The 22468-nt window shown below is 61.7% G+C and carries 16 protein-coding genes; 11 read left to right on the forward strand and 5 right to left on the reverse strand.

The window, feature by feature from the left end; all coding sequences use genetic code 11:
• The first annotated feature begins 5 nt into the window (after positions 1-5).
• From VGM51_03900 to VGM51_03915, 4 genes are read left to right on the forward strand one after another with little or no spacing between them, the layout of a single operon-like run.
• Positions 6-1454 carry an MBOAT family O-acyltransferase gene (locus VGM51_03900; GenBank protein ID HEY3412185.1) on the forward strand — a complete coding sequence of 483 codons (1449 nt, stop codon included), beginning with the start codon at positions 6-8 and terminating at the stop codon, positions 1452-1454.
• 36 nt (positions 1455-1490) lie between these two features.
• Positions 1491-3905 (forward strand): hypothetical protein, encoded by a 2415-nt coding sequence (locus tag VGM51_03905; GenBank protein HEY3412186.1) that lies wholly within the window; start codon positions 1491-1493, stop codon positions 3903-3905.
• A gap of 57 nt (positions 3906-3962) precedes the next feature.
• Positions 3963-5258: an O-antigen ligase family protein gene (locus VGM51_03910; GenBank protein HEY3412187.1), complete on the forward strand. Its 1296-nt coding sequence runs from the start codon at positions 3963-3965 to the stop codon at positions 5256-5258.
• Positions 5255-6346, forward strand: a complete 1092-nt coding sequence (locus tag VGM51_03915; GenBank protein HEY3412188.1) for an acyltransferase — start codon at positions 5255-5257, stop codon at positions 6344-6346. The genes VGM51_03910 and VGM51_03915 overlap by 4 nt, the downstream gene beginning before the upstream one ends.
• Before the next feature lie 13 nt (positions 6347-6359).
• Here VGM51_03915 and VGM51_03920 read toward each other — a convergent pair whose 3' ends face one another.
• The 3 genes from VGM51_03920 to VGM51_03930 form a co-directional block, all read right to left on the reverse strand.
• On the reverse strand, positions 6360-7460 hold the full coding sequence (locus VGM51_03920; GenBank protein HEY3412189.1) for a glycosyltransferase: 1101 nt from the start codon (positions 7458-7460) through the stop codon (positions 6360-6362).
• The gene (locus VGM51_03925; GenBank protein HEY3412190.1) at positions 7457-8860 is read right to left on the reverse strand and encodes a glycosyltransferase; all 1404 of its coding nucleotides are present in this window, start codon (positions 8858-8860) and stop codon (positions 7457-7459) included. Before VGM51_03925 ends, VGM51_03920 begins: the two co-directional genes overlap by 4 nt.
• Positions 8861-8931: 71 nt before the next feature.
• The gene (locus VGM51_03930; GenBank protein ID HEY3412191.1) at positions 8932-10242 is read right to left on the reverse strand and encodes a nucleotide sugar dehydrogenase; all 1311 of its coding nucleotides are present in this window, start codon (positions 10240-10242) and stop codon (positions 8932-8934) included.
• 235 nt (positions 10243-10477) lie between these two features.
• Here VGM51_03930 and VGM51_03935 point away from each other — a divergent pair, with 235 nt between their 5' ends.
• The 5 genes from VGM51_03935 (at position 10478) to VGM51_03955 (ending at position 15557) form a co-directional block, all read left to right on the forward strand.
• Positions 10478-11932, forward strand: a complete 1455-nt coding sequence (locus VGM51_03935) for a polysaccharide biosynthesis C-terminal domain-containing protein (protein ID HEY3412192.1) — start codon at positions 10478-10480, stop codon at positions 11930-11932.
• Positions 11933-12035: 103 nt separating this feature from the next.
• Positions 12036-12995, forward strand: coding sequence for a GNAT family N-acetyltransferase (locus VGM51_03940; GenBank protein HEY3412193.1), 960 nt, complete (start codon positions 12036-12038; stop codon positions 12993-12995).
• Positions 12996-13014: 19 nt separating this feature from the next.
• On the forward strand, positions 13015-13248 hold the full coding sequence (locus VGM51_03945) for an acyl carrier protein (protein HEY3412194.1): 234 nt from the start codon (positions 13015-13017) through the stop codon (positions 13246-13248).
• An 8-nt stretch (positions 13249-13256) separates the two neighbouring features.
• Entirely contained in the window at positions 13257-14813 is a 1557-nt protein-coding gene (locus tag VGM51_03950; GenBank protein HEY3412195.1) for an amino acid adenylation domain-containing protein, read from the forward strand.
• A 3-nt stretch (positions 14814-14816) separates the two neighbouring features.
• Positions 14817-15557 (forward strand): acyltransferase, encoded by a 741-nt coding sequence (locus tag VGM51_03955; protein ID HEY3412196.1) that lies wholly within the window; start codon positions 14817-14819, stop codon positions 15555-15557.
• Between the two features lie 106 nt (positions 15558-15663).
• Here the strand turns inward: VGM51_03955 and VGM51_03960 are convergent, their stop codons facing one another.
• The gene (locus VGM51_03960; protein HEY3412197.1) at positions 15664-19515 is read right to left on the reverse strand and encodes an Ig-like domain-containing protein; all 3852 of its coding nucleotides are present in this window, start codon (positions 19513-19515) and stop codon (positions 15664-15666) included.
• Between the two features lie 371 nt (positions 19516-19886).
• Entirely contained in the window at positions 19887-21671 is a 1785-nt protein-coding gene (locus VGM51_03965; protein HEY3412198.1) for a DUF4082 domain-containing protein, read from the reverse strand.
• A gap of 4 nt (positions 21672-21675) precedes the next feature.
• On the opposite strand from VGM51_03965, the gene VGM51_03970 reads away from it, so the two are divergent.
• The gene (locus tag VGM51_03970) at positions 21676-22065 is read left to right on the forward strand and encodes a hypothetical protein (GenBank protein HEY3412199.1); all 390 of its coding nucleotides are present in this window, start codon (positions 21676-21678) and stop codon (positions 22063-22065) included.
• Between the two features lie 144 nt (positions 22066-22209).
• Positions 22210-22468, forward strand: a 259-nt coding sequence (locus VGM51_03975) for a hypothetical protein (GenBank protein ID HEY3412200.1), incomplete at its 3' end; no start/stop codon positions are given.

The raw sequence follows: 22468 nt of genomic DNA on the forward strand, positions 1-22468 counted from the left end.
GCGAAATGCAGTTCAACTCCTATTCCTACCTGGTCCTACTGATTCCGGTGACTGTTCTGTTCTGGAATCTTCCGGTGGCTTGGCGCAAGTGGTACCTGCTGGCCGTGAGCGCCGCTTTCTATGCCAGTTGGAGCGTCACGTACGCGGCCATTCCCTACGCGCTGATCGGGATGTCGTGGCTGGTGGCACGGCGTATGATTGGCGCGTCGACAGAGAAAGACAAATCGTTCTGGCTGACTGTGGGTATCGCGGCCGTGTTGGCGGTGCTGGCATTCTTCAAATACCGCGACTTCGCGCTGGTTAACATGAGCATGATGCTGGCGGCGTTGGGGGCGGCGCCGATCCACACGACGCTCCAGCTCGCGCTCCCGTTGGGCATCTCGTTTTACGCCTTTGAGGCGGTGAGCTATCTGATCGACACGCGCCAGGGCAGGGTGCGTGATGCGCGGTTCCAGGATCTAGCCCTGTTTGTGACATTCTGGCCGCACATGATCGCCGGACCGATTGTACGCGTCCGCGAGTTTTTCCCGCAGATTGAAAAGCCGAAGCCTTTCAGCACGTTGCTGTTGGTAGAGGGCTGCGACCGGCTGTTGTGGGGACTGGTGCAGAAGAACCTGATTGCGAACAACCTGGCCGGATGGGTCAGCGAGGGCTTTCTACCGCAGGCCGCGGCGGCCAACTCGACGCTGGACAATTGGGCTCTGACAGTGGGGTTCGGCCTGCAGATTTACTTCGATTTCGCATCCTATTCGAACATGGCGATCGGCGCATCCCGGCTGGTGGGCATCGTACTGCCGGAGAACTTCCGGTTCCCGTATCACGCAGCCAGTCCGCCTGATTTCTGGGGTCGCTGGCACATGACGCTGTCACGCTGGATTCGCGACTATCTGTTCTTCCCGGTGAATGCAAAGTACAAGGGCGCGCAGGGGCCGCTGTACTTGAGCTTGTTGGGGATTATGGCCTTGGTCGGGTTGTGGCACGGGGCGGGGTGGGGTTTTATGCTGTGGGGCCTGTTCCACGGCGTGTATCTCGCACTGTACCGGATGTGGGAACACGTGACTGAGACGCGTTACCCGCAGTGGGCGAAATCGGCCGCCTGGGGCTGGTTCTGGCGTGTGTTCATCCTGGCGGGTGCGATGCTGGCCTGGGTTCCGTTCCGGTCCAGTTCCCTGGGCCAGACGGTGACGCTGCTGAAGTCCATGCTCTTTTCGTTCCGGTTCCATGTCTCCTACAGCTTGAATTTCTACCTGACCGTTGCGTTGGTATCGCTGTTCTGCATGCTGGAGCCGTGGCTTTGCAAGCAGTTGCGGCGGCGGCTGGTGCCGCAGGGCGCCGCGGCGCCCTGGCCGGTCTGGAACATCGCCTTGGCCCGGCCCATGATCTACGCCGGCGCGCTGCTATTGTTTCTGATCTTCGACGATAAAGATGTGCAGTTCATCTACTTCCAGTTCTGAGGTGGAAACGTCTCAGCACAAACGCGGATAGAGCTTATGACAACAACCAGGCGGAACTTTCTCATTCCGTTGGCGGCCTCTCCAGCGCTGGTCTGCTGCCAGGGCGCGCCGCGAGCGCAAAGTTCCGGCGGGCCGCGCCCCGGCGGCAAGGTGAGCGCGGCGGAGAATGCTGCGGCGTCGAGGCTGGATCAGTGGCGGATTCTCGGACCTGGCGGCGGCGGGGCGATGTTCTTTCCCGTTGTCAGCCCGCACGATCCAAAGCTAATGATGGTCTGCACCGACATGGGCGGTGTGTTTCTGAGCCGGGATGGCGGGCAGTCCTGGCGCTCGATCCAGCTACGGACCAAGGCGTTCTGGATGGCCTTTCATCCGGTGAATCCGCGGCGGCTGCTCATCAGCAACCGGGTTGGCCTCTATGAGAGCCTCGACCAGGGCGTGACATGGTCTCTCTTCTATCCGGACCCCGCCCAGGTGCGTGGCTTGCAGTACAGCGACTACGGACCTAGCCTGAGTCTGGTTCTGGCCAAGGGCACGGCGGGCGGGGCGACAACGATGGTGATTGACCCGCAGGACGCGGAGACGATCTTCATCACCGATGGCCGCATCCTGACTGCGACGGCCAACGGGGGAAAGAGCTGGAGAGCGCTGGCGACGCTGCCGGTACGGGCGCAGGCGATATACCTGGACCGCAATAGCACGCGCGGCAACCGCAGGCTGTTTCTTGTGGTGCACGGCCCGGCGCCTCTGGCGATCTACGAAGACGGCAAGCTGAGGCTGACGGAGCCGGCCAAGGCGGGAGAGTGGGTCACCAGCTCCGCCTGCGCCTTTCCGCCCGGAGGAGGACCGCCGGTGCTGTACGTGACCGCCGATTATCAAAAAGACGCGCAAGGGCGGCCGTTTGGCGGGCTGATCGTGACTCGCGATCTGGGGCGGACGTGGTCGCTGGGGCTGAATAACCTGCTCACGGAGCGTTCACAGCCTGACGCTTGGCCCCAGGTGACGGCCGTGGCGGCAGATGATTCGGGTGTTGCCTATGTCTCGCTGTCGCGTCTGAGCACCGCCGGGGATGCGCGCTCTTTGTTTCTGGGTGTCGGCAAATCGACTGACTCCGGCCAGACGTGGCGGCTTGTCTGGAAGGAGAACAACCAGAAGCTGGCGGCTAATGTAGAAGACCCGTGGATCACGGAGCGGTTTGGCGCGGAGTGGGGCGAGAATCCGTTGAGCATGACGATTGCTCCAGGCGGGAGCGGCGTCGTGTTGGGCACCGATTACGGCCGGCTGATGCGGTCAGTGGACGGCGGCAAGAGCTGGAAGGGTGTCTACAGCAAGCGTCTGGAGGATGGCTCGCACACCAGCACCGGCCTGGACGTGACAGCTTGTTCCGGAGTGCACTTCGATCCGTTCGACAAACAGAGGATCTTCCTCTCCTGCTTCGACATCGGCCTGCTGATGAGCGAGAACAGCGGGGGGAGCTGGCGCAGCACGACGAAGAACGGCGTACCGCAGGAGTGGTGGAACACCGCCTACTGGATGGAGTTCGATCCCTCAGTGAAAGGGCGGATGTGGGCGGCGGTGAGTCGGAATCACGAACTGCCGCAATATAGCGTCTTCAGCCGCGGAACCGGCGGGTTGAAGGGCGGAGTGGTGACGAGCGACGACGGCGGATGGAGCTGGCGGGCCAGCAGCGTGGGCCTTCCTCAGATGGCGGTAACACATCTGCTGGTGGACCCGAAAAGCCGGCCCGGACAGCGGACGGTCTACGTGACCGGATTTGGGCGCGGCGTCTACCGGTCCACCGATAACGGAGAGTCCTGGACCTCGGTCAATCAGGGACTTCCGCCGGGCGAGAACCGGGCCTGGCGTCTGGCAATGGACAAGGACGGCACGCTCTATGTCGTGCTTTATCGCAGATCCATTGACGACAAATTCGGCGGCGATGACGACGGCATGGTGTTCCGATCCAAGGACCAGGGTGGGAGTTGGCAGAGGATTGCGCTGCCGGCGGGATTCAACGGACCGACGGGCATCGCCATCGACCCAAGGACACCAAACCGGCTGTATCTGTCTGCTTGGGGGCGGGCGAAGCCCTACGATCTCCGGAAGAACGACGGGGGCGTGTGGAGTTCCTCCGACGGCGGCCTGACTTGGCGGAACGTATTGAGCAAGTGCCAGCATGTCTATAGCGTGACGGTGGACGACACCCGACCGGATGTTGTGTACGCGGCGGGCTATGAATCGTCCATCTGGCGATCAGACGACGGCGGAGGTAATTGGGCGAGAATCCGCGGTTTCAATTTCCAGGCGGCCAACCGGGTGATTCCGGACCCGCACAGCCCTGGCATGATCTACGTCACGACGTCGGGCAGCAGTGTTTGGCATGGCCCGTCGGCGGGAGATCCGGCTGCGGCGGAAGACCTGACAGGGCCGCCGGTGCTCCGGTATTCCGGATGACAGCATCCACCTGGCAGGCTGTTCAACTATCATAGAAAAGCGGCGTTTCCCCCCTCCATGGGCTTCATCATCACAACTGCAGTTATTGTTCTGCTCTACCTTTCGCCCGCGGCCACAATTCCGTGGCTGGCGCAGTATGGCTTCATGCCGGCGTTAATTGTATTGGGGTGTTTGGTCACCGTGGTGGGCTTCCTGGGAAGCCGCCTGTCGTTCACCGAGCCACAGATCATCCTGCTGCTGTTTTTTTGCGGGTGGACCACGATCAGCCCGGCGCTGCATGGCTGGGTGGGCGGCTTGGCGCCGACGTTCATGAAGATGATTTTCCCGGCCGTGGCGTTTCTGATGGTGCTGGCGAATGTGACCACTCTGCCGCGATTCCGCCTGTTCAGCGGCGCGATGGTAGCGGTGTCAGTCTACCTGGCCATTCGCGCGGTGATGGCCTTCCACTACGGCATCGACCGCGAAACCTACACAATGGAGCAGTTCACGGAACAGAGCGAGGGCATGGAAGAACGCGAGGTCTTCTATCGCGCCTGCGGCCCCGGTTTTCTGGCCGATCCCAATGACTTCGCTCAGCACCTGACGCTGTCCATCGCGCTGTTGGGCGCCATCTGGAGGCCCCGTTCTCCGTTCCGGAATCTGCTTCTGATATTTGTCCCGCTGGTGATCATGTCCTATGGCATCTACATCACAGCTTCGCGCGGCGCTCTGCTGGGTATCTTTCTGTTGCTGGCGTTTGCGCTGAAAGACCGCCTGGGGATAGGCGGCCCCGTCTTGGGCGGCGCTATCGTGGTGGGACTGGTGACCTTTTTGGGATTTGGAGGCGGGCGGGCCATCTCGGTCTCATCCGGCAGCGGCGGCGGGCGCATGGATATCTGGTCTGACGCGCTATTCGCCTTTATGTCCTTCCCGTTCCGCGGCGTCGGTTTCGGTTCCATCCGCGATTACACCTACCTGACCGCTCACAACACGCTGTTGCTGTGCTTTACGGAGTTGGGCCTGATCGGCTACTTTTTCTTCGTGGGATTATTTGTGCTGACGCTTTGGCAGCTGCAGAGCGTGTTGAGACTGGTGCCGGCCGGCGTGCCCGCCAATACGGACACCTTGCGCGCAGTCAAGACGATCCGCAATTCGATCATCCTGTTTCTGGCTACCGGCCTGTTTCTATCCCGTACCTACGTGATCACGCCGTATGTGCTGCTGGGCCTCGGACTGGCCGTGTTCCTGATGGAAAGGGGCAAAGAAGGCTCGCCGGTGGCTGCGATCAAAGTGCCATGGGTGAAATACACCCTGATCAGCATGGCATCCAGTATCGTCCTGATCTATCTGGCTGTGCGCCTGCATTGGCTATGATGACACCCAACCTCTCCGGACAGTGGGCCGCGAAACTGCCTAGTCGGATTCCCTCGCTCGATGGGCTGCGCGCCATCAGTATCCTACTGGTGATTCTGGGCCACTCCGTCTCGAAACTCAGCCATCCGAAGGCCTATCAACTGCTGGGCCACTTCGGCAACCTAGGCGTGAAGGCCTTCTTCCTGATTTCCGGATTTCTGATCACCACGCTGCTGCTGAAGGAGTGGGACAAGTCCGGCGGCGTCTCTCTGAAGAACTTCTACATCCGGCGGTCGCTGCGAATCTTCCCCGCGTTCTTGGTGTACGTGGGGGTGGTGGTTGTGTTGGAAGCGCGAGGTATGATCACACTGGAACCCGGCGACGTCCTCCACGCGCTCACCTACACGATGAACTATCACATGACCCGGGGCTGGGTTTTGAACCATCTGTGGTCGCTCTCGGTGGAGGAGCAGTTCTATCTGCTTTGGCCGGCCGTGCTGCTGCTGGCCGCGCCGGTGCGCGCGTGGAAATTCGTCCTGGCTGCGGTGGCCGTGGCGCCGCTGATTCGCGCCGTGATGTGGTTTGGCTTCGGCGCCGGTCCCACCGCGGTCAGCCGTCATTTCGAGGCCGTCTGCGATGCCCTGGCCTGCGGCTGCGCGCTGGCGTTCTTTTATAACCGGCTAGGCGAACTGACGTGGTACACGCGGCTCATTCACGCCCGCTGGTATCTGCTGATTCCGCCCGCGCTGATGCTGATCGCCGCGCTGGGCCACAAGATCCATCCGTGGATCTACTACGTACCGGGCCAGACACTGGCCAATTTCGGAATTCTCCTGCTGCTCGACCGCTGCATCCGCTATCCGGAGGATTGGTTTGGCGATCTGCTCAACTGGTCGATTTTCCGGTGGGTGGGCGTCATCAGCTACTCGTTGTATCTGTGGCAGGAGTTGTTCCTGGACTACGAACCCGAGCACCTGGGCCTGACCTTGCCTTGGAACATGGTGCTCACCTTCGCGGTGAGCGCGGCCAGCTACTACCTGGTAGAGAAGCAATTCTTAAAGCTGAAGGAACGCGCCACCGGCCAGGCCAAGCGCCAGCCCGCAACATGAGGTAACGCGCCGCTCAGCGGGCCAACAGGCGGCGAAACAGCGCCTCGTACTCCAATTGAGTCTTCTCTATGCCGAATCGCTCGCAGGCGATCCGGCGCGCTGCCTCGCCCATGGCAGAGAGGTCCGGGCTGGCGGCGGCTTGCCTCATCGCGGCAGCCAGACTGCCGGCGTCACCCGGTTCGGCATAAAAAGCGACGCTGCCTTCGGGCGCCATCTCCGGAACGCCGCCGATGCGCGTGCTGACAATGGGCAGGCTGGCGGCCATGGCTTCCTGGACGACAATCGGCATGCCCTCGCTGATGGACGAGAGCACGAAGACGTCGAGATCCTTCAAAAACGAAGGAGGATCGGAGGTGATGCCGGGCAGATGGACGCTTTGCCTCAGTTGGAGTTGCTCCACCAGGGCGGCATTCGCCGCAGCCAGCGTTCCGTCTCCGGCGATGTGCAGTTCCGCCTGCGGGTAGTGCTGCAGAACCTGGGCAAAGGCACGGATGAGAACATCGTGCGCCTTGGCGGGCACCATGCGGCCCACGGTGCCAAAGCGCAGCCTGGGCCGAAAAGCGCCGGGCGTGGCGGGTTGCGCGAGGAAGCGCGCCAGGGGAACGCCGTTGTAGATCACCTGGCAGATATCCTGCGGAACGCCACGATGACGGACGAAGAACTCGCGGCCGTCCTCGCTGACCGTCACGACGCGGTCAGTCCACGGCATGGTGGCCCGGAAATAGTAGTCCTGGCGCCGGGCCGAGTGCAGCACTCCGAGACCGTGCCGCGTGTTGACGGTAACGCGCACGCCAGCACGCCACGCCGCCAGCAGGCCGTAGTGATGGATGACCGAGTTGTGGGTATGGACCACATCGGCGCGCAGCCGACGCAGTTCCGCCGCCATAGCGCGGATGTTGGACCAGGTGAAGCCCTTCTTCTTGTGAAACGCGATCACTGGCACTCCGGCTGCTTCCGCCTGGGCGGCCAGCGCGCCGGGATGGAAGACGCAAAAGATGGCGGGTAGATGGCCGGCCTGTTTCTGAGCGCTTGCCAGATCGACTGCCAGCCGCTCCAACCCGCCGACATCGAGCGTCTCGACCACCTGGACGATCCGCAGCGGCTCGCCGTTCATGCCGCGCCCCGCGTGATGCCGGTGAGGCGGGCCAGCAGCGCCACCGTGTTGGGCCGGGCATAGGCCTCGATGGCGGCGGCGTTAGGCGCGAAACCGGAGTTGACTTTGCCGGCGCGCCAATGCGTCCAGGCCTCCAGAATCATGGCCCGCAACGCCTCCGGATCCTCGGCGGAAGCCACTCTGCCGCCGCCGGTCTCGGCGATCACGCGGGCCACCTCGCCATCCGGCGGCGTGACGGCCAGCACCGGTTTCCCGGTGGCCAGATACTCGAACAGCTTGCCGGAATGGACGGTCTTCTCACCGATCAACAGCAGCAGATAATCGGTCTCCTCCAACAGCGCGAAGCCCTGGTGCTGGGGCAGGAACCCGTAGAGGCGCACCTCGGCGCGGCGGTTTCTCAGCATCGGTTCGGCCTCGCGGGCGACGCGGCCGATGAAGCGCGTCTCCACCTGCCCGCGCACCTCTTCCTGGAGGCTATCGACGGCATCCAGCCAAGCTTGGGGCGAATAGACCGGATTGGTGTAGACGCTGCCCATGTAGGTGACCACCATGCGGCCTGTGCCGTGCGGCCGCGGCCGAAAGTGGCGGAACATCTCGGGATCGTAGCCATTCGGCACGGTGAGAAACTTCGCGGGCGGCAGTTCGGGATAGCGGTTGATAAGGGCTCGGGTCCATTCCGGTGTCACAGTCACGACGTAGTCGGAGGACTCGACGGCGAGCCGCTCTTCGCTGAGGGCCAATTGGCGGCGGAAAGCGTCGTCGGCGGAGTTGTCCAATTGGGCGAGGTAGTAGCCGACCCATTGATCGCGGAAGTCACTGATCAAAGTGAGATGGGGGAATTGGCGCTTGAGATCGACGCCGATGCGCAGGGCGGAAAACGGGGGCACTGTCACCAGAATGGTATCGATGCCGTGGCGGCGCACCAACTGGGCTGCCTTGCGCAGGGCGAACGGCCGCCAGACCACCTGGGGGTCCGGCGAGAACAGGCGCTTGACGGCGGAGACGGCGCGGTGCTTCCAGCCGCTGGGCGGTGCGGGTGGAGCCACATCAGCACAATGTGCCATTGCTGGGCCTACAGCGCCGCTCGGAGCAATTTTGTTACTCGTCTCATGGGTATCTGATATCTCAGTCGTCACCGTGGCGGCGGCGCATTCAGTGGCCCGCGTTTGAGTCTTAGTTCCTGCGCTGCCCGGGGCGGGCTTTGCCAGCCGCTTCCAGATCCAATCGCGCCACCCATAGGGCACCTCCGGCGTGAAGGCGCCGTGGACGGGCGTTCCGGGCGGGATCATCTTCACCAGCGCCTCATCACGTACGGGCGGCGCGGCGTTGCTGGCGGTCAGGACATGGAGCCGGCAGCCGCAGGCGGGCAGATAACGGGCGTAGGCCAGGGCGCGCTGCACCCCGACCCCGCCCGAGGGCGGAAATAGGTAACTAATCAGCAGGACCGTGCGAGTGTCCGAGGCGGACATTGCTAAAGCCGGAAGATCTTCGGATCGGAGAATTTCTTCAGCGCATTGCGCGTATCGACAATCAGGCGGGCGTGCTCCACCACCGAGGCGTAATCCACTTGCTTGTGATCGGTGATGATGACGACGCAATCGGAGGAGGCGACGGCGGCATCGATAGGCAAGCTCTGGTGCTTGACGCCCTCGACGTCGATCGAGGGGATATAGGGATCGGAGTAGGTAACCACGGCGCCGCGCCGCGTCAGCAGGTGCATGATATCGAGCGCCGGGGATTCGCGCACATCGTCGATGTCGCGCTTGTAGGCGACGCCGAGGATATGGACATTGGAGCCCTTCAGCGGCTTGCACTGCTCATTGAGCGCGTTCTGCACCTTGTCGACGACGAAGTGCGGCATGGAGCCGTTGATATAGCCGGCGAGCTCAATAAAGCGCGCTTCGATGCCGGCCTGCTTGGTCTTCCAGGAAAGATAGAACGGATCGATAGGGATGCAGTGGCCGCCGAGGCCGGGGCCGGGATAGAAAGGCATGAAACCGAAGGGCTTGGTGGCGGCGGCGTCGATGACCTCCCAGACATTGATGTTGATGCGTTCGCACATCATGGCGAGCTCGTTCACCATGCCGATGTTGATCATGCGGAATGTGTTTTCCAACAGCTTCACCATTTCGGCGACGCGTGTGGAGCTGACCGGCACCACGGTTTCGAGCGCCTGCTGATAGAGGGTGGCGCCGGCCTTAGTGCAGGCGGCGGTGATGCCGCCGACTACTTTGGGGATGTTGTGGGTTTGGAAGTTGGGATTGCCGGGGTCGACGCGCTCGGGTGAGAAGCAGAGGAAGATATCCTCGCCAACCTTCAACCCCTTGGCCTCGATCATGGGCTGAATCAACTCGTCGGTGGTGCCGGGATAGGTGGTGGATTCCAGGATAATCAGCAAGCCGGGCCGGGCGTGTTCGGCGATGGACTGGGACGCAGAGACCACGAAACTCATGTCCGGGTCCTTGGTCTTGCGCAGCGGCGTGGGGACCGCGATGTTGATGGTGTCCATGCCGCTGACAGCGGCGAAATCGGTGGTCGCCTTCAGGCGGCCCGCCTTGACGAGCGCGGCGACCTCTTCGGTTGGCACGTCCTGGATATAGCTGATGCCTTGGTTGATTTGGTTGACCTTGTTCTCGGAGACATCGATACCGGTGACGGTAAACCCCACCTTGGCGAACTCGACGGCGAGTGGCAGGCCGACATAGCCCAGGCCCACCACGCCAACGTGGGCGGTCTTGTTGCCGATCTTCTCAATCAGCGAGTCGAAATGCTTAGTGCTCATAGTGGTTGTGAAATGAAGACGCGAATCCAGGATTTTAGGATAGCGTGGATGGCGGCCCGGGTTCTGATTCGCTTTCGCTTGCCGCCGGGGAACCGCCTCAGCCACAATGGAGAAACCCGCCGGGTGACACCGGCCGCCGCGCTGGAGCAGGATGTCCCCCCCCACAGCCTCAAATACTAAACTCATCGCCCGCAACTCTTTCTGGTACGGCATCGAAGTGGTGTTGGAAGTTTTCGTGGCGCTGGCCACTTCCATTCCCCTGGCGCGCGTCATCGGACCGGAGCGGCTGGGCTACTACGGACTGATGGTGTGGGTCGCCAATATGAGCAGCCTGTTGGGCTCCATGGGGGCGCCGGCGGCTACGCGCAAGTACATGGCCGAGCGGTTGGGCAAGGGCCGGCCCGGTGAGGCGCGGGCGGTTTTCCAATACACGTTCCGGGCACAGGTGATTTCGGCGCTGGGCTTCACGGTCGCGGCGATGCTGGCGGCCTGGAAGTTCTCCGACCGGGGCTATGAGACTATCGGGCTGCTGGTAGCGGCCAGCCTGCTGCCCTCAATGGTACTGATGATTCCCGCGCAGGCTAATCAGGCGGCCGAGAACATGCGCGCCAACGTACCGGCCACACTGATCAGCCAGACGTTGTACACCATTGCCGTGTGGGTCAGCTTGTGGCGGGGCTGGGATCTACTGGGCGTCAGCGCCGGGGTGCTGATCTACAAGTGGGTGGAGCTGTTCATGCGCCTGATTCCGGCGCGGCGCTGGCTGGCCGCGTTTCCGCAGGAGCCGCTGCCGGCGGAGCTCCGCGAACGGCTGCACTCGTTCTCCATCCGCAGCCTGGCAATCATGCTGCTGAACGTGCTGGTCTGGAGCCGGTCGGATCTGTTGCTGCTGCGGGCGCTCAGCCCGGATATGCGCCAGCTCACCTTCTTTTCACTGGCGCAGAATCTCAGTGAAAAGGCGATTCTGGTGCCGCGCATTTTCAGCGTGGCGGCCGGGGCCAGCCTGATGGCCCAGTTCGGGCGCGATCCCGAGAAGCTATCCGGCCTGCTGCGCCTGGCGTTACGCTACCTGCTGCTGGCCGGGATGCCGTTGCTGTGGGGCATGTCGGCGGTGAGCGTGGCTCTGGTGCCGGCGCTGTACGGCAGCCGCTACATGGAAGCCATCCCGGTGCTGGCCCTGGCCACAATGGCCGCCGTGCCGGCCTCGATCTTCATGCTGGCGCAGAACTATCTGGAAGCGCGGGAGCAGCAGCGCTCCATCATTACTTGGACGTGCGCCGCCGGCGTGGTGAAGCTCGCGATGGACTGGCTGTTGATTCCGCACTGGGGCGCGCTGGGCGCGGCCGTCGGCAACAGCAGCGGACAACTGGCGGCCGCCCTTGGCATCTGGGGCTTCATTCTGAGCCAGGGCCGGTTGCGGCTCGATTGGCCCTACATGGCCCGCATCGCCGTCGCGACGGCGATGCTGTATGTGGCGGCCCACACCGTTGCCCAGTCATTCGCCCCATGGCCCGGCCTGCTGCTGGGGGTGGCGGCGGGCACGGTGACATTCCTGGTGGCGCTGCGGCTGTTGAAGGTGCTGGACGCCGAGGACGGCAGGAGGTTGCTGACGGCGCTGGAGAAGGCTCCCGCTGCGTTGCGGCCTCAGATCCGGCGAGTGGTGGGCTGGTTGGCCCCGGCGGCGGCGTGAGGGCGGCGGCTTCGGCCGCGCGGACGATCCCACCAAATCCGGGCCACCACCCGTCCCGGCTATACTGGTGAGGATCCTCAGTCTGGAGGATTGCCCCACGCGCATGGAATCCACCCCACTTCAGTTTCACGATTTTTCGGGTGACTACGCCGCTCTCAGCCAGTTGATGACCGCCTCGTGGAACCAGAATCAGGGACAGGGTCTGGACTATAGCCCTGAGTTTCTCCGCTCGTATCTGCAATACCCCGGCATGACACCCGCCCTCGCGCCGGTAATTCTGGACAATGGCCGCCCCATCGCCTTTGTCTGCGCCTTTCCGCGGACGCTCCGCATCGCCGGACAGACCAGGCGCTTTGCATTGCTGACGCTGTTCACTGTCTCGCCCGCCTGCAAGGGGCGCGGCCTGGGCGTCAAAATCTGGGTTGAGTGCCTGCGCCGCGCGCGCGAGGCCGGCTTTGAGGGCACACTGCACTATTGCGTGGATGGCAACGTTTCCAACCATGTGATCACCACCGCGGCGCGCCAGGCCGGCTACACCACTCAACCGGTTTTAAGCGTCCCCTATCTGATGGCTTATATCGGCAATCAGCCGGGCGATCCGCTGCCTGAAGTGGACGCCGCGCAGGCTGCCGCCGCACTGGTGGACCACGCCGAGCGCCTGTCCTCACGCCTCCCCATTGCTCGCCTGTGGAGCCCCCAGGAGGCCCTCTGGCAGTGCCGCGACCGCTTCGGCGCCCTGGCTTACTTTGATCCCGCCAGCGGCGCACTGCTCAGCGGTTACGTCGTATCCTCCACCGACGAGGCCCGCACCCCGTGCCTGTTTCTCGACGAGGTGCATTGGGCTGGACTCGCATCCGAACAACGCGGCCCATTTCTGAAGACGTTTTTGCGCAGCGCCTCACAGCGCGCCCGCCTGGCGACCGTGCCGCTTCTCGGCTATGTGGACCCGGCCGATCTGAAGGCCGCCGGCTTCCGGCGCTCGCCCCGTCTCCTGCACACCTACCTCACGCTGTGGACGTCGGAGGCCGCGCCGGTGGATTCGCTCTACGCCGATGTGCTCTGAAATTGAGGAGAACGACGATATGGAAGTCATGGAACAAGTCCGCCAGTTGATCTGCGGCATCACCGGGCTGGCAGCCGATTTCGGCCCGGCCGCCAATCTCTACCAGGATCTGGGCGTGCCCTCTGTACACGCCATGCAGTTGTTGACCGAACTGGAAGAGAAATTTGAGATCGCCCTGCCCGATGACGAGTTCATCGAGGCAGTGACCTTGGAGAGTCTCACGGCGCTGGTAGCAAAGGTCAAGGGAGCCTGATTTCGCTCATGACATCTCGCCAGGATCTTGGACAGGGTTTTTCCGCCGTCGCCGCCAGCCAACCGGAACGGGCCGCTCTGGTGGCCCACGGGGCAACCATCACCTACGGCCAGATGGACGACACGGCCCGGCGCTGGGCCAGAGTCATCACAGACCGGCTCGGGAGGCCGGCACAGCGAGTCGGCCTCTTCGGCTCCCGAAGCGCCGTTTCCTACACCGGCACCATCGCTTCCCTATACAGCGGCGCGGCGTTTGTCCCACTCAATCCCAGATTTCCGGCTGATCGAACGCGGCGCATGATCGCCTTGGCAGGCCTGGACGCGATCCTTTGCGACAAGTTGGGCACGCAGCAACTGGGCGCGGTCCTGGAGGGCCTGACCGAAACACCGCTGATCCTGCGTCCGGAGGAGGACGACGAAGCCTGGCTGGCCACGGCGCCCCGCCTGGAGGAGTTGCCGCCGCTGCGGCCCGCCAGTGTCGCCTACCTGCTCTTTACCTCCGGCAGCACCGGCTTGCCCAAGGGCGTCCCTATCACCCACGCCAACGTCTGCGCCTATCTCGACTGGGCATCGGATCGTTACGGTATCGTGCCGGAAGACCGGTTCTCCCAGACCTTCGACCAGACCTTCGACCTCTCCGTGCATGACCAGTTTCTCTGTTGGGAGAATGGCGCCTCGCTCTTTGCCATGTCGCCGGTGGAGCTGCTGGCGCCGGCCCGCTACATTCAACGCAACGAGCTGACGGTCTGGTTCTCCGTGCCCAGCGTCGTGGCCCAGATGCGCAAGCGCAAGACCCTGCTGCCCGGCGCGCTGCCCACGCTCAGGTGGAGCCTGTTTTGCGGCGAGCCGCTGCCGCGGGCCAGCGCCGAGGCTTGGCAGGAGGCGGCGCCCGACTCCATCGTCGAGAATCTGTACGGGCCCACGGAGCTGACCATCGCCTGCTGCGTGCATCGCTGGGACCCCGTTTCGTCACCGGCGCTGTGCGTCAACGATATGGTGTCCATCGGCGCGCCATTCCCCGGCCTGACCGCCGTACTGCTCGACGACCAATTGAACGCCGTTCCGCCCGGCAGTGACGGCGAACTCTGTCTGTGCGGCGCGCAGACCTCGCCCGGCTATTGGAACGACGAAGCCAAGACGGCCGAGCGCTTCGTCCGTCTGGATCACGGCCCGATTCCCGGCGAGCGCTACTACCGCACCGGCGACCGCGCCATTCAATTGGAGAACGGCGAGTACGCGTGTCTTGGCCGGACGGACCATCAGGTGAAGGTGCTCGGCTTCCGGGTGGAGTTGGGCGAAATCGAGGCAGCTCTGCAAAAAGATGCCCGCGTCGTGCAGGCTGTTGCCATGGGCTGGCCCATCTCCGAAGGCACCGCCCAGGGCATTGTCGCCTTTGTCTCAGGAGCCGGTCTGGACTTGGCCGCTTTGAAACAGACATGCCGCGGCTCTCTGGCCGATTACATGGTGCCATCAGCCATCCACTTCGTCGAAGAGATGCCTCTGAACGCGAACGGCAAGGTGGATCGCGGCGTGCTGGCGCAACGGCTGGCGGAGAGGGCGGGCTGAGGCGTGGCGGGCGGATTATCGGGCTTTATTCTGAAGGTGAGGAAGGCGGAAACGCCTTTCTTCGCCCGCCTGAAACGGCTGGTGCTGGCTGCCTCTGTCTTTGAGATGCCCGTGCCGGGCTTCACCCGCCCACTCTGGAGCGCGCTGTACCACGGGCGGATGCTGGCCCCCGAACTTTGGCGGCGGCTGTTGTCGGTGGCCTACCGCAGTCCGATGTTCAAAAGCCAGTGTGCCCAGGTGGGCAGCCGCCTCTATCTGGAGCAGATCCCCCGAATCTCCGGCCGTGTGAAGTTGGTTCTCGGCGATGACGTCAATATTTCGGGCCATTTCAGCGTCCGCGCCGGCCGGTCTTTCGACGACCCGGAGATCATTCTCGGCGACAAGGTCTTTATCGGCCACCAGGTGGTGATGCAGGTGGCGCGGCGGATTGAGATGGAAGAGGGCGCGGCGCTGGCCGGCGGCTGCTATGTCACCGACAACGACGCCCACCCGCTGGACGCCGCCGCCCGGCTGCGCGGCGAGGCCGTCGCGCAGGATGACGTGCAGCCGGTGAAGATCTGCCGCCACGCCTGGGTGGGCCGGGGCAGCTCCATTATGAAGGGCGTCACCATCGGCGAGTTTGCCATTATCGGTGTCGGCAGCGTGGTGGTCTCCAACGTCCCGCCTTACAGCGTAGCCATGGGGAACCCGGCGCGAGTCGTCAAGAAGATGGCGCCACCGACCCGGGATGATCATTCTGGATAGATAGCTACAGCACGCACAGGAGTGTTGAGACACGGCCTTGGCGGTGCTCAGGCCCCGAACGCGCCGTAGTTTTCACCTGCTTCGGTGCGACTGCCAAAGGGCCCTGTCATTGCCTTGAAAGAACAAAAGACCCTGATGTCCCTTCCCAATACAAGACCCCACTTGCGTCCACCGCGATTTGATTGACAATCACCACTCCGTCCTTGGAGATCTGCCAATTGCCGGCGGCCAATCCGCTCACCATATATTGAGCGCTCCCATCATGTGTGGTCAAGAATCTACTAAGACTGCTCAATGTGTCTTCTGCCGGGAAGACAGCCACCTTCGAGTTATCACCATCTATGACCTGTGCGCCGATGAAGTTGGGATCCACTTGTGGGAGTAGTGTTATCGGATTCTCGGTCTCAGCATTGCCGTCCACAACGCGGTGTGCCACCAGAACGTTGGTCTTCAAGTTGTTCGGATCACAGCTAACCCCATCCGCCGATGCACAAATAGACACCCTGAAGGTTTGGCCAGCGCCGCCCAATGGGCCCTTGGCCGGATCAACCGCTCCAATATAGGAACCGTCGAGATTGTCCGTATAGACTCGCAGAGAGTTTGCGCCTCCAGGCTTCAACACTTTCGTGAGAATCCGGGACGAAGGCGAGTCGGACACGATTGTATCCGAGCCCGCCGTAAAAGCAGTGTTTCCCTCGGTTGGATTATCCGGCCACGGCGTCGTGCCGTTCTCAAAGACCCCCGACTGTCCGTTATTGGGGTAGTGCAGGAACGTGACCTTGTTTTGCGGCGCCGATGTTCTCACTGCATCCGCGACAATCACGTATTCGCTCTTCCCTGGCTTCTTGAAGTGAGCGTAATGACGATGCGCGAACGTGATCTGCGCCGATGGTTGATACGCTCCAGCGTAATCCACCATCGCATAGGTGGCGGCATTGCCCGGATCGTTCCAGAACCTTGGGGTCTTGACGTACTGGATCTGCGATTTGAAGTTCGCCCGCTGTAGCAGCGAAGGAGAGGTTGTGCCGTATGGCCCGATCCGCATATAGTTGCTCTGCTCGTTTGGCGCTGAATAGGCGGAAAAAGTAGGCTGAATGCCCTTACCGTAATCTTCGGCTAACAGGTAATACCGCTTGAAAACCTTGTAGCTGGCTGGATTGCCCGCATAAGAGACTGGCCAGAGATTGGAGAATTTAAGATTACTTAAAGCGTGGATCTCGAAGATGCTGGAATCGGCCAGCCAGCCCGTGCGCGATAGCACCAGCCCTGTGCCTTCACCCAATGTCCCGGTATCCGAGATGGTCAGATTACGAGCCAGTGGGAGGATCGCGTTCGGATCTGCCGCCATCGCCGTTGGATCGGTGTAGAGGTAGTTGTCTGGGTAGCCGAGCATGTTGCTGTACGAGAACTGAGCCGCGCCAGGACCGTAGTTCCCCGCCCAGTTCTGGAGAATGTAGCGCCACGACTTTGATTCATCAGCGTCGGGCTGCAGGTACGCGGAGCTTAGCCCTCCCTTCCAGTGGTCGGGGGTCATGGTCACGGGAGCCGCCGCACCCCATCGCGTGCCCGCATTGGCAGCACGATTGTAGCCATACACCCAGAGCGAGAGCGGAGTCTTTAGCCATGTCCCACCCGTGAAGTCCATGCTCGGTTCAGCGAAGCTGTTGCGGAGTTGTATGGCGAAGTCAGCCGTGAAGGGCTGAACGCGAGTTGCGTGATACTTCGCCGTGATCTGCATTGCTCCCGTGGACCATTGGCGCTGGAGTGGATGCCAGTAGTCCTTCCACCAGAAGACCATCCGTTGCAGCATTGCCTGTGCGCGTGGGTCGTCATCGGCGAGTGCGAGCGAAATGGCGAGGAAACCGAGTCCCTTGGTGATGTGTTGGTTGTAGAGTTCAGATCGTGTGGACTCGTCCCGGCTGTAGACAGAAGATCCACCAAATGCGCCTGGAACCCCATTAACATATTGAGTGCCATGTGTCTTGCCACTCGACAGGGGTGAGAAGCCAGAGTGGTTGATGAAATTCACCAGCCCGCAATTTCCCGTCGTGAAAGCCTTACCGATCCAGAACTTGCCAGTTGTCACCGTCTCCGCGAGATATCCACCCGTGGGATAGTTCTGGATGGTCAGTGAAGTGTCCGACGCCACGGACGCAACAATGGCCGTCATGCCGCTGCAATACCCGCTGTCACAGCCGTTTGTCCACAGAATCGAATCCCCCGCCGCGATGCGCTGTGTCGTGTCAGGGTTGGTCAGCCAGAGCGTACCCGTTCCCGTGAGTGTCGTCCCGTAGAGTGTATAGGCGATTGTTCCGGTTCCCGCATAGAACCGTTGCGTGCAGGACGTGTCCACGTCGTTGAGTATCTTGTTGGCGAACGCTGTACGCTCCCCGATGGACATGGAGCCGCGCACAATGGAGTACGCTTGCGCGATATTCCACAGGTACTTCGAGGCGTAGTCGAGCGTGATGGAATCGCCGCAGCCGGAGATGGATTCCAGGCACCCAAATCCCTTTGTCCATTTGTCGATGTTGTTGAGCGCCCCGATCACCCAGTCCCGATAGGAAGCGGTCCCCGTGCTTTGATACATCAACGCGGCCCCGCCGAGGTAGCCAAAGTCGCCGTTCTGCATCTGTGAGATCAACGCCTGATCAGTAGCGGAACTCGACCTCGGCATGACGTATGTGTCCACACTCGTCTTCATTGCTGCGTAGGCCGGATTGCTCGAAACCGCCTTGCAAGCTGCCCCGCTAGTGCAGAGCGTCGCAGTCAGCACACCATCCGGGCCGTCCAGCCACACGCGCGGGTGATCTTTCAACGTCACCAGCGAACCCGCCGCCGCTTCCGGGTAGCTGGTGCCCTGTCCACCCGTGTACCGCAGGAATTCGCCGTTACCCGCCACTGGAGCACCAGCCAAGTCATACAGTTCCGTCGTCGTCTCGGTCACGTTGGTCGCCACTCGAGTGCCATTCGCGGCCGTGTTGCCTTCCACCCCAGCCAGAACAATGATTGTGCCATTCGTCCAGCCGTGCGCAACTAGCGCGGGCGTGGCCGCAGCGAGCGATGTATTGTCGCAGCCCGCTGTTGAAATAACGATTGGCGTTGCATTCGTTGCCGACGCCACACACCGTGTCTGGCCCGTTGGCATGTAAAGAGCGCTCTGCGGCGAGCTCAGGGCAGTCGATGCTGGGGGCATTAGTAGCACCGATTGGCTCGCCGACTTGGTTCCATCCGCCACACTCGTCGCCGTCACGGTCAAGGCCTGTTGAGCGACAACACTTGCTGGTGCGGTGTAGAGTCCCGTCGCAGAGATACTCCCCACCGCCGGATTGATTGACCACGTTACGGCTATGTTTGTGCTATTGCTCACCGTCGCAATGAACTGTTGCGTTTGGCCGGCCAGCAGCGTCACCGTCACCGGGGCCAAAGTAATCGATACTGGGGGACTTAGTGTCACCGATCGGCTCGCTGACTTGGTTTCATCTGCGATGCTCGTCGCGGTCACCGTCACCGTCTGCTGAAAGACGATACTTGCTGGTGCGGTGTAGAGTCCTGTCGCAGAGATGCTCCCCACTGCCGGATTGATTGACCATGCTACGGCTGTGTTTGTGCTGTTGATCACCGTCGCAGTGAATTGCAGCGTCTGGCTCTCTCGCAACGTCGCCGTGTCCGGTCCTAAAGTAATTGACACAGGGATGGTAGATGTCACGCACGGACCGGTCATTGCATTTGTCACCCGCCGTACGACTTTGACGTCGCAGATTCCGGCACCCAAGATATTGGCTGTGCAGGGCTTCACGGAGCCGACACTCATGCTAATTGCCAGAGCAACATCGGATCTGTCGACTACCCCGTCACCATTGAGATCACAGGCATTTGCTACTTGAGTTTGGCTTGAAGCAGCAGGGGCCAACAAGAATACGCTGATAGCTATGACGGCTGCTGTGTTTCTACTCATATTATACTCTTCTAATCGAAATGAACCTTTATAAGCTGGTACGCATTCGTGGTACCAGTAGCGCTGCCTTGTCTCAATCAATAGTTCGGCACTTCCGGCGCTTCACTCCATAGGGCTCTCCCCTTAAAGTGCGGGGACGAAATTCACAGGACACCGACGATCGGTGGTGCCCGCTATGGGCGCGGAGGGGCCCGCGCTGATGGCGGTGATGACATCGCCGACTCGACCTGCTCGATTATGTGTTGAAACCGAGGCGCTGTCGGGTTGCGCCCAGCGTCTTTTCACGGAAGATCTCCTCACATCCAACCTTCTTCTGAGCCTGCAACTGCAACCCACATTTGGCCCAGGCGATGTATTGGGCAGTAGGTAGCCTATTCAATCGCGAGCGTGGCAGTGTTGCTGGAGTGGCGTCGTCCATCGGACGAGATGAGCTCCAGACGAACCGGGACCTCGTCGCCGAGGGGCGCCGCGGCTGGAATTCTCACGTGAATCAGGAAGACTCCTGCGGCGTCCAGGGCCGGGACCACGGATTCAACTTGAGCATCGACGTCACCCACCCTTACTGCGATGACCCCTGCGAAGGAGTCAGTGATTCCGAGCCCTGTGGCGCGAAACGAGACCAAATCGTCGAGTTGTGCGGGCTCGCCTATGCCGTGGTGGTTCCGGACCATCGCGACGCGGTCCGTCCCTGAGACGGTAACGAGCGCCTGTCCGCGGTTCAGATTCTGGGCTCGCAAGAGTTGAGGACTTGCAGCGAGCATCGTTGTCTGTACTGGCACGGTTGTGCCGGACGGTGTCTCCAGCGTAATTCCAAGATCGGTTCCGGGCATCGTGCTGGGGCAGAGGAAATCGACTTGCGTCGGGCTGGCAAACAGCACGGGGACAAGTCCGTCGTTGACCTTCACCCTGGTGCCGCCCAGTCTCAGAGACGATCCGGTCGGATCGGCAAACTCTTCACCGGCTAGGCTGAGCCATCTGCCTTCAAGTGTGGCAACGGCGCCCGGGCTGCATTTGGTCCGAGCGACCTTGGCGAGTGTGGGCTTGCCTGAGTCGACGACAATGCGAACCTGCCCGTCTGAGGAAGCGCCGCTGGAGTTCACTGCTGAAAAGGACAGGATGTAGTCACCCTGCTGACCAGGGACAGGAGACCACTCCAGACGGCCCGAATCCCCCAGCAAAGTCGCACCAGGCGGAAGCTTAGCAGCGGAGATCTGAATGGGGAGGCCCGTCGGGTCCTGAGCCGAAACCTGGAAGCTGATCGGCTGCCCTACCTTGACAATTTGAGTTCCTGGCAGACTGAGTACAGGAGTAAGGGAGGGTAGCACCGTGATCTGATCCTCAATCAGATTACTGTCGTCTCCCACGCTCACGGAGAACGAGGATTCAGGCGCGGCTCTGTCAACGCTCCCGTGGAACGTGAGGAGGCGCTGCTGTGCGCGGGCTTGGACAGCGAATGGCACACGGACGTAGCTACTGCTGGCAACCACAGAAATGTTAGGGACTTCGCCGTTACCGTCCAATCGAAGTTGGCAGGTGAAGAAATCACCGGCCTGGACGGACTTCGGTTCGCAGGACAGAGATCGAACTTCGGCTGTTGAAGATGCAGTTCCTGATTCCGTCGATACAGCGGCACGCTGTACCGTGGACGGCGTGGTCGGTGCTGTACTGATACTGGCAGGTATCGCGGTCTGGGTTGTGGAGGCCACAGTATTGAAGACCACGTCCACCCAGAAATTGTCAGACTTCAACGTACTGATCGGGACCGTTGTGGTGCTGTATCCGTAGACGCCGTTGACGCCGTCGTACCCGTTCTTGAGCGCAGTGAGGGGGCCATTTGTCACGGCAGAAGACTGGAAGTATCTGCTGGTGCTGGAGTAAGACCCGGCCGGGTTTGTGTAGGAGATTATGTACGTGGTGTCGGCTGTGATGGCGACCGGTGTGGCGAAGTTGGCCTGTTGCCAACCCGAAGCAGTCTCATTGTTGAAACTAACGCTGGCGAGAAGCGTTCCACCCTTGGTCCAGAGCCTGCCGATATGGGTTCCGACATTGTTCGCTTCCTTGTAGAAGCGAACACCCAGAACATAGCCTGAAACTTTACTGCGGAACTTCATGCCCAGTTGGATCGGCGTGCTTGTAGGCGAGTCGACTGCAGACACTGAGTTGGAATCCCACACAGAACAGGGACAGGTCTTAGCTTCATCGGTCAGCGAGAGGGAGGCCGTCTGTGAGACGCCATTCAGCGTCGCCGTGATGGTCACTGTCTGTACCGCGCTAATTGTGCCGGCTGTTGCAGTGAATGTTGCCGTGGAGTTCGACACGGGCACAGAAACAGAAGACGGCACGGTCAATGACTTGAACTTACTATTGTCCGCAATTGCAACAGAGAGGTTGGCCGCGGTGGCAGAACTCAGTGTGATCGTGCAGGTTCCGGTGGCTCCGGAAGACAGCGCGCTCGGGCATATGAGCGATGTCAGCGTCACCGGAGGTATCAGGCTGATCGAGGCGGTTTTGCCCCCCCCGTTCAGCGTTGCTGTCACTAGGGTTGCCTGAGCACTGGCAATCGTTCCGGCCGTGGCGCTGAACGTTCCATTAGTGTCACCCGTAGCAACCCTCACGGACGGGGGGACGGTTAGACTTACGTTGTCACCCGAGAGAGAAACCACACTGCCTCCGGAGGGCGCTTTCTGATTCAAAGTGACACTACACGTTGTCGTACCGCCGGATGACACAGAGGCGGGGCTGCAAGTCAGCGCACTGATCTGTACCGGTGCCGCGGTCACAGTGACCGACGCCGTCTTGGAGGTCCCGTTCGCCGTCGCGGTCACAGTGACCGCCGTACTGGTGGAGACTGTTCCGGCGGTTGCCGTGAACGTGCCAGTTTTACCACCGGCGACAACCGTGACGGAAGCCGGCACGGTGAGAGCAGTGCTGTCGTCGGAGAGCGTGACAACGG

The sequence above is a fragment of the Armatimonadota bacterium genome (assembly GCA_036504095.1).
GTDB lineage: Bacteria > Armatimonadota > DTGP01 > JAKQQT01 > JAKQQT01 > DASXUL01.

Coding starts and splice junctions, on each gene's coding strand:
- VGM51_03915 (HEY3412188.1), top strand. CDS start 5,255: ATGATGACACCCAACCTCTCCGGACAGTGGGCCGCGAAACTGCCTAGT.
- VGM51_03920 (HEY3412189.1), bottom strand. CDS start 7,460: ATGAACGGCGAGCCGCTGCGGATCGTCCAGGTGGTCGAGACGCTCGAT.
- VGM51_03910 (HEY3412187.1), top strand. CDS start 3,963: ATGGGCTTCATCATCACAACTGCAGTTATTGTTCTGCTCTACCTTTCG.
- VGM51_03900 (HEY3412185.1), top strand. CDS start 6: ATGCAGTTCAACTCCTATTCCTACCTGGTCCTACTGATTCCGGTGACT.
- VGM51_03930 (HEY3412191.1), bottom strand. CDS start 10,242: ATGAGCACTAAGCATTTCGACTCGCTGATTGAGAAGATCGGCAACAAG.
- VGM51_03945 (HEY3412194.1), top strand. CDS start 13,015: ATGGAAGTCATGGAACAAGTCCGCCAGTTGATCTGCGGCATCACCGGG.
- VGM51_03950 (HEY3412195.1), top strand. CDS start 13,257: ATGACATCTCGCCAGGATCTTGGACAGGGTTTTTCCGCCGTCGCCGCC.
- VGM51_03905 (HEY3412186.1), top strand. CDS start 1,491: ATGACAACAACCAGGCGGAACTTTCTCATTCCGTTGGCGGCCTCTCCA.
- VGM51_03960 (HEY3412197.1), bottom strand. CDS start 19,515: ATGAGTAGAAACACAGCAGCCGTCATAGCTATCAGCGTATTCTTGTTG.
- VGM51_03940 (HEY3412193.1), top strand. CDS start 12,036: ATGGAATCCACCCCACTTCAGTTTCACGATTTTTCGGGTGACTACGCC.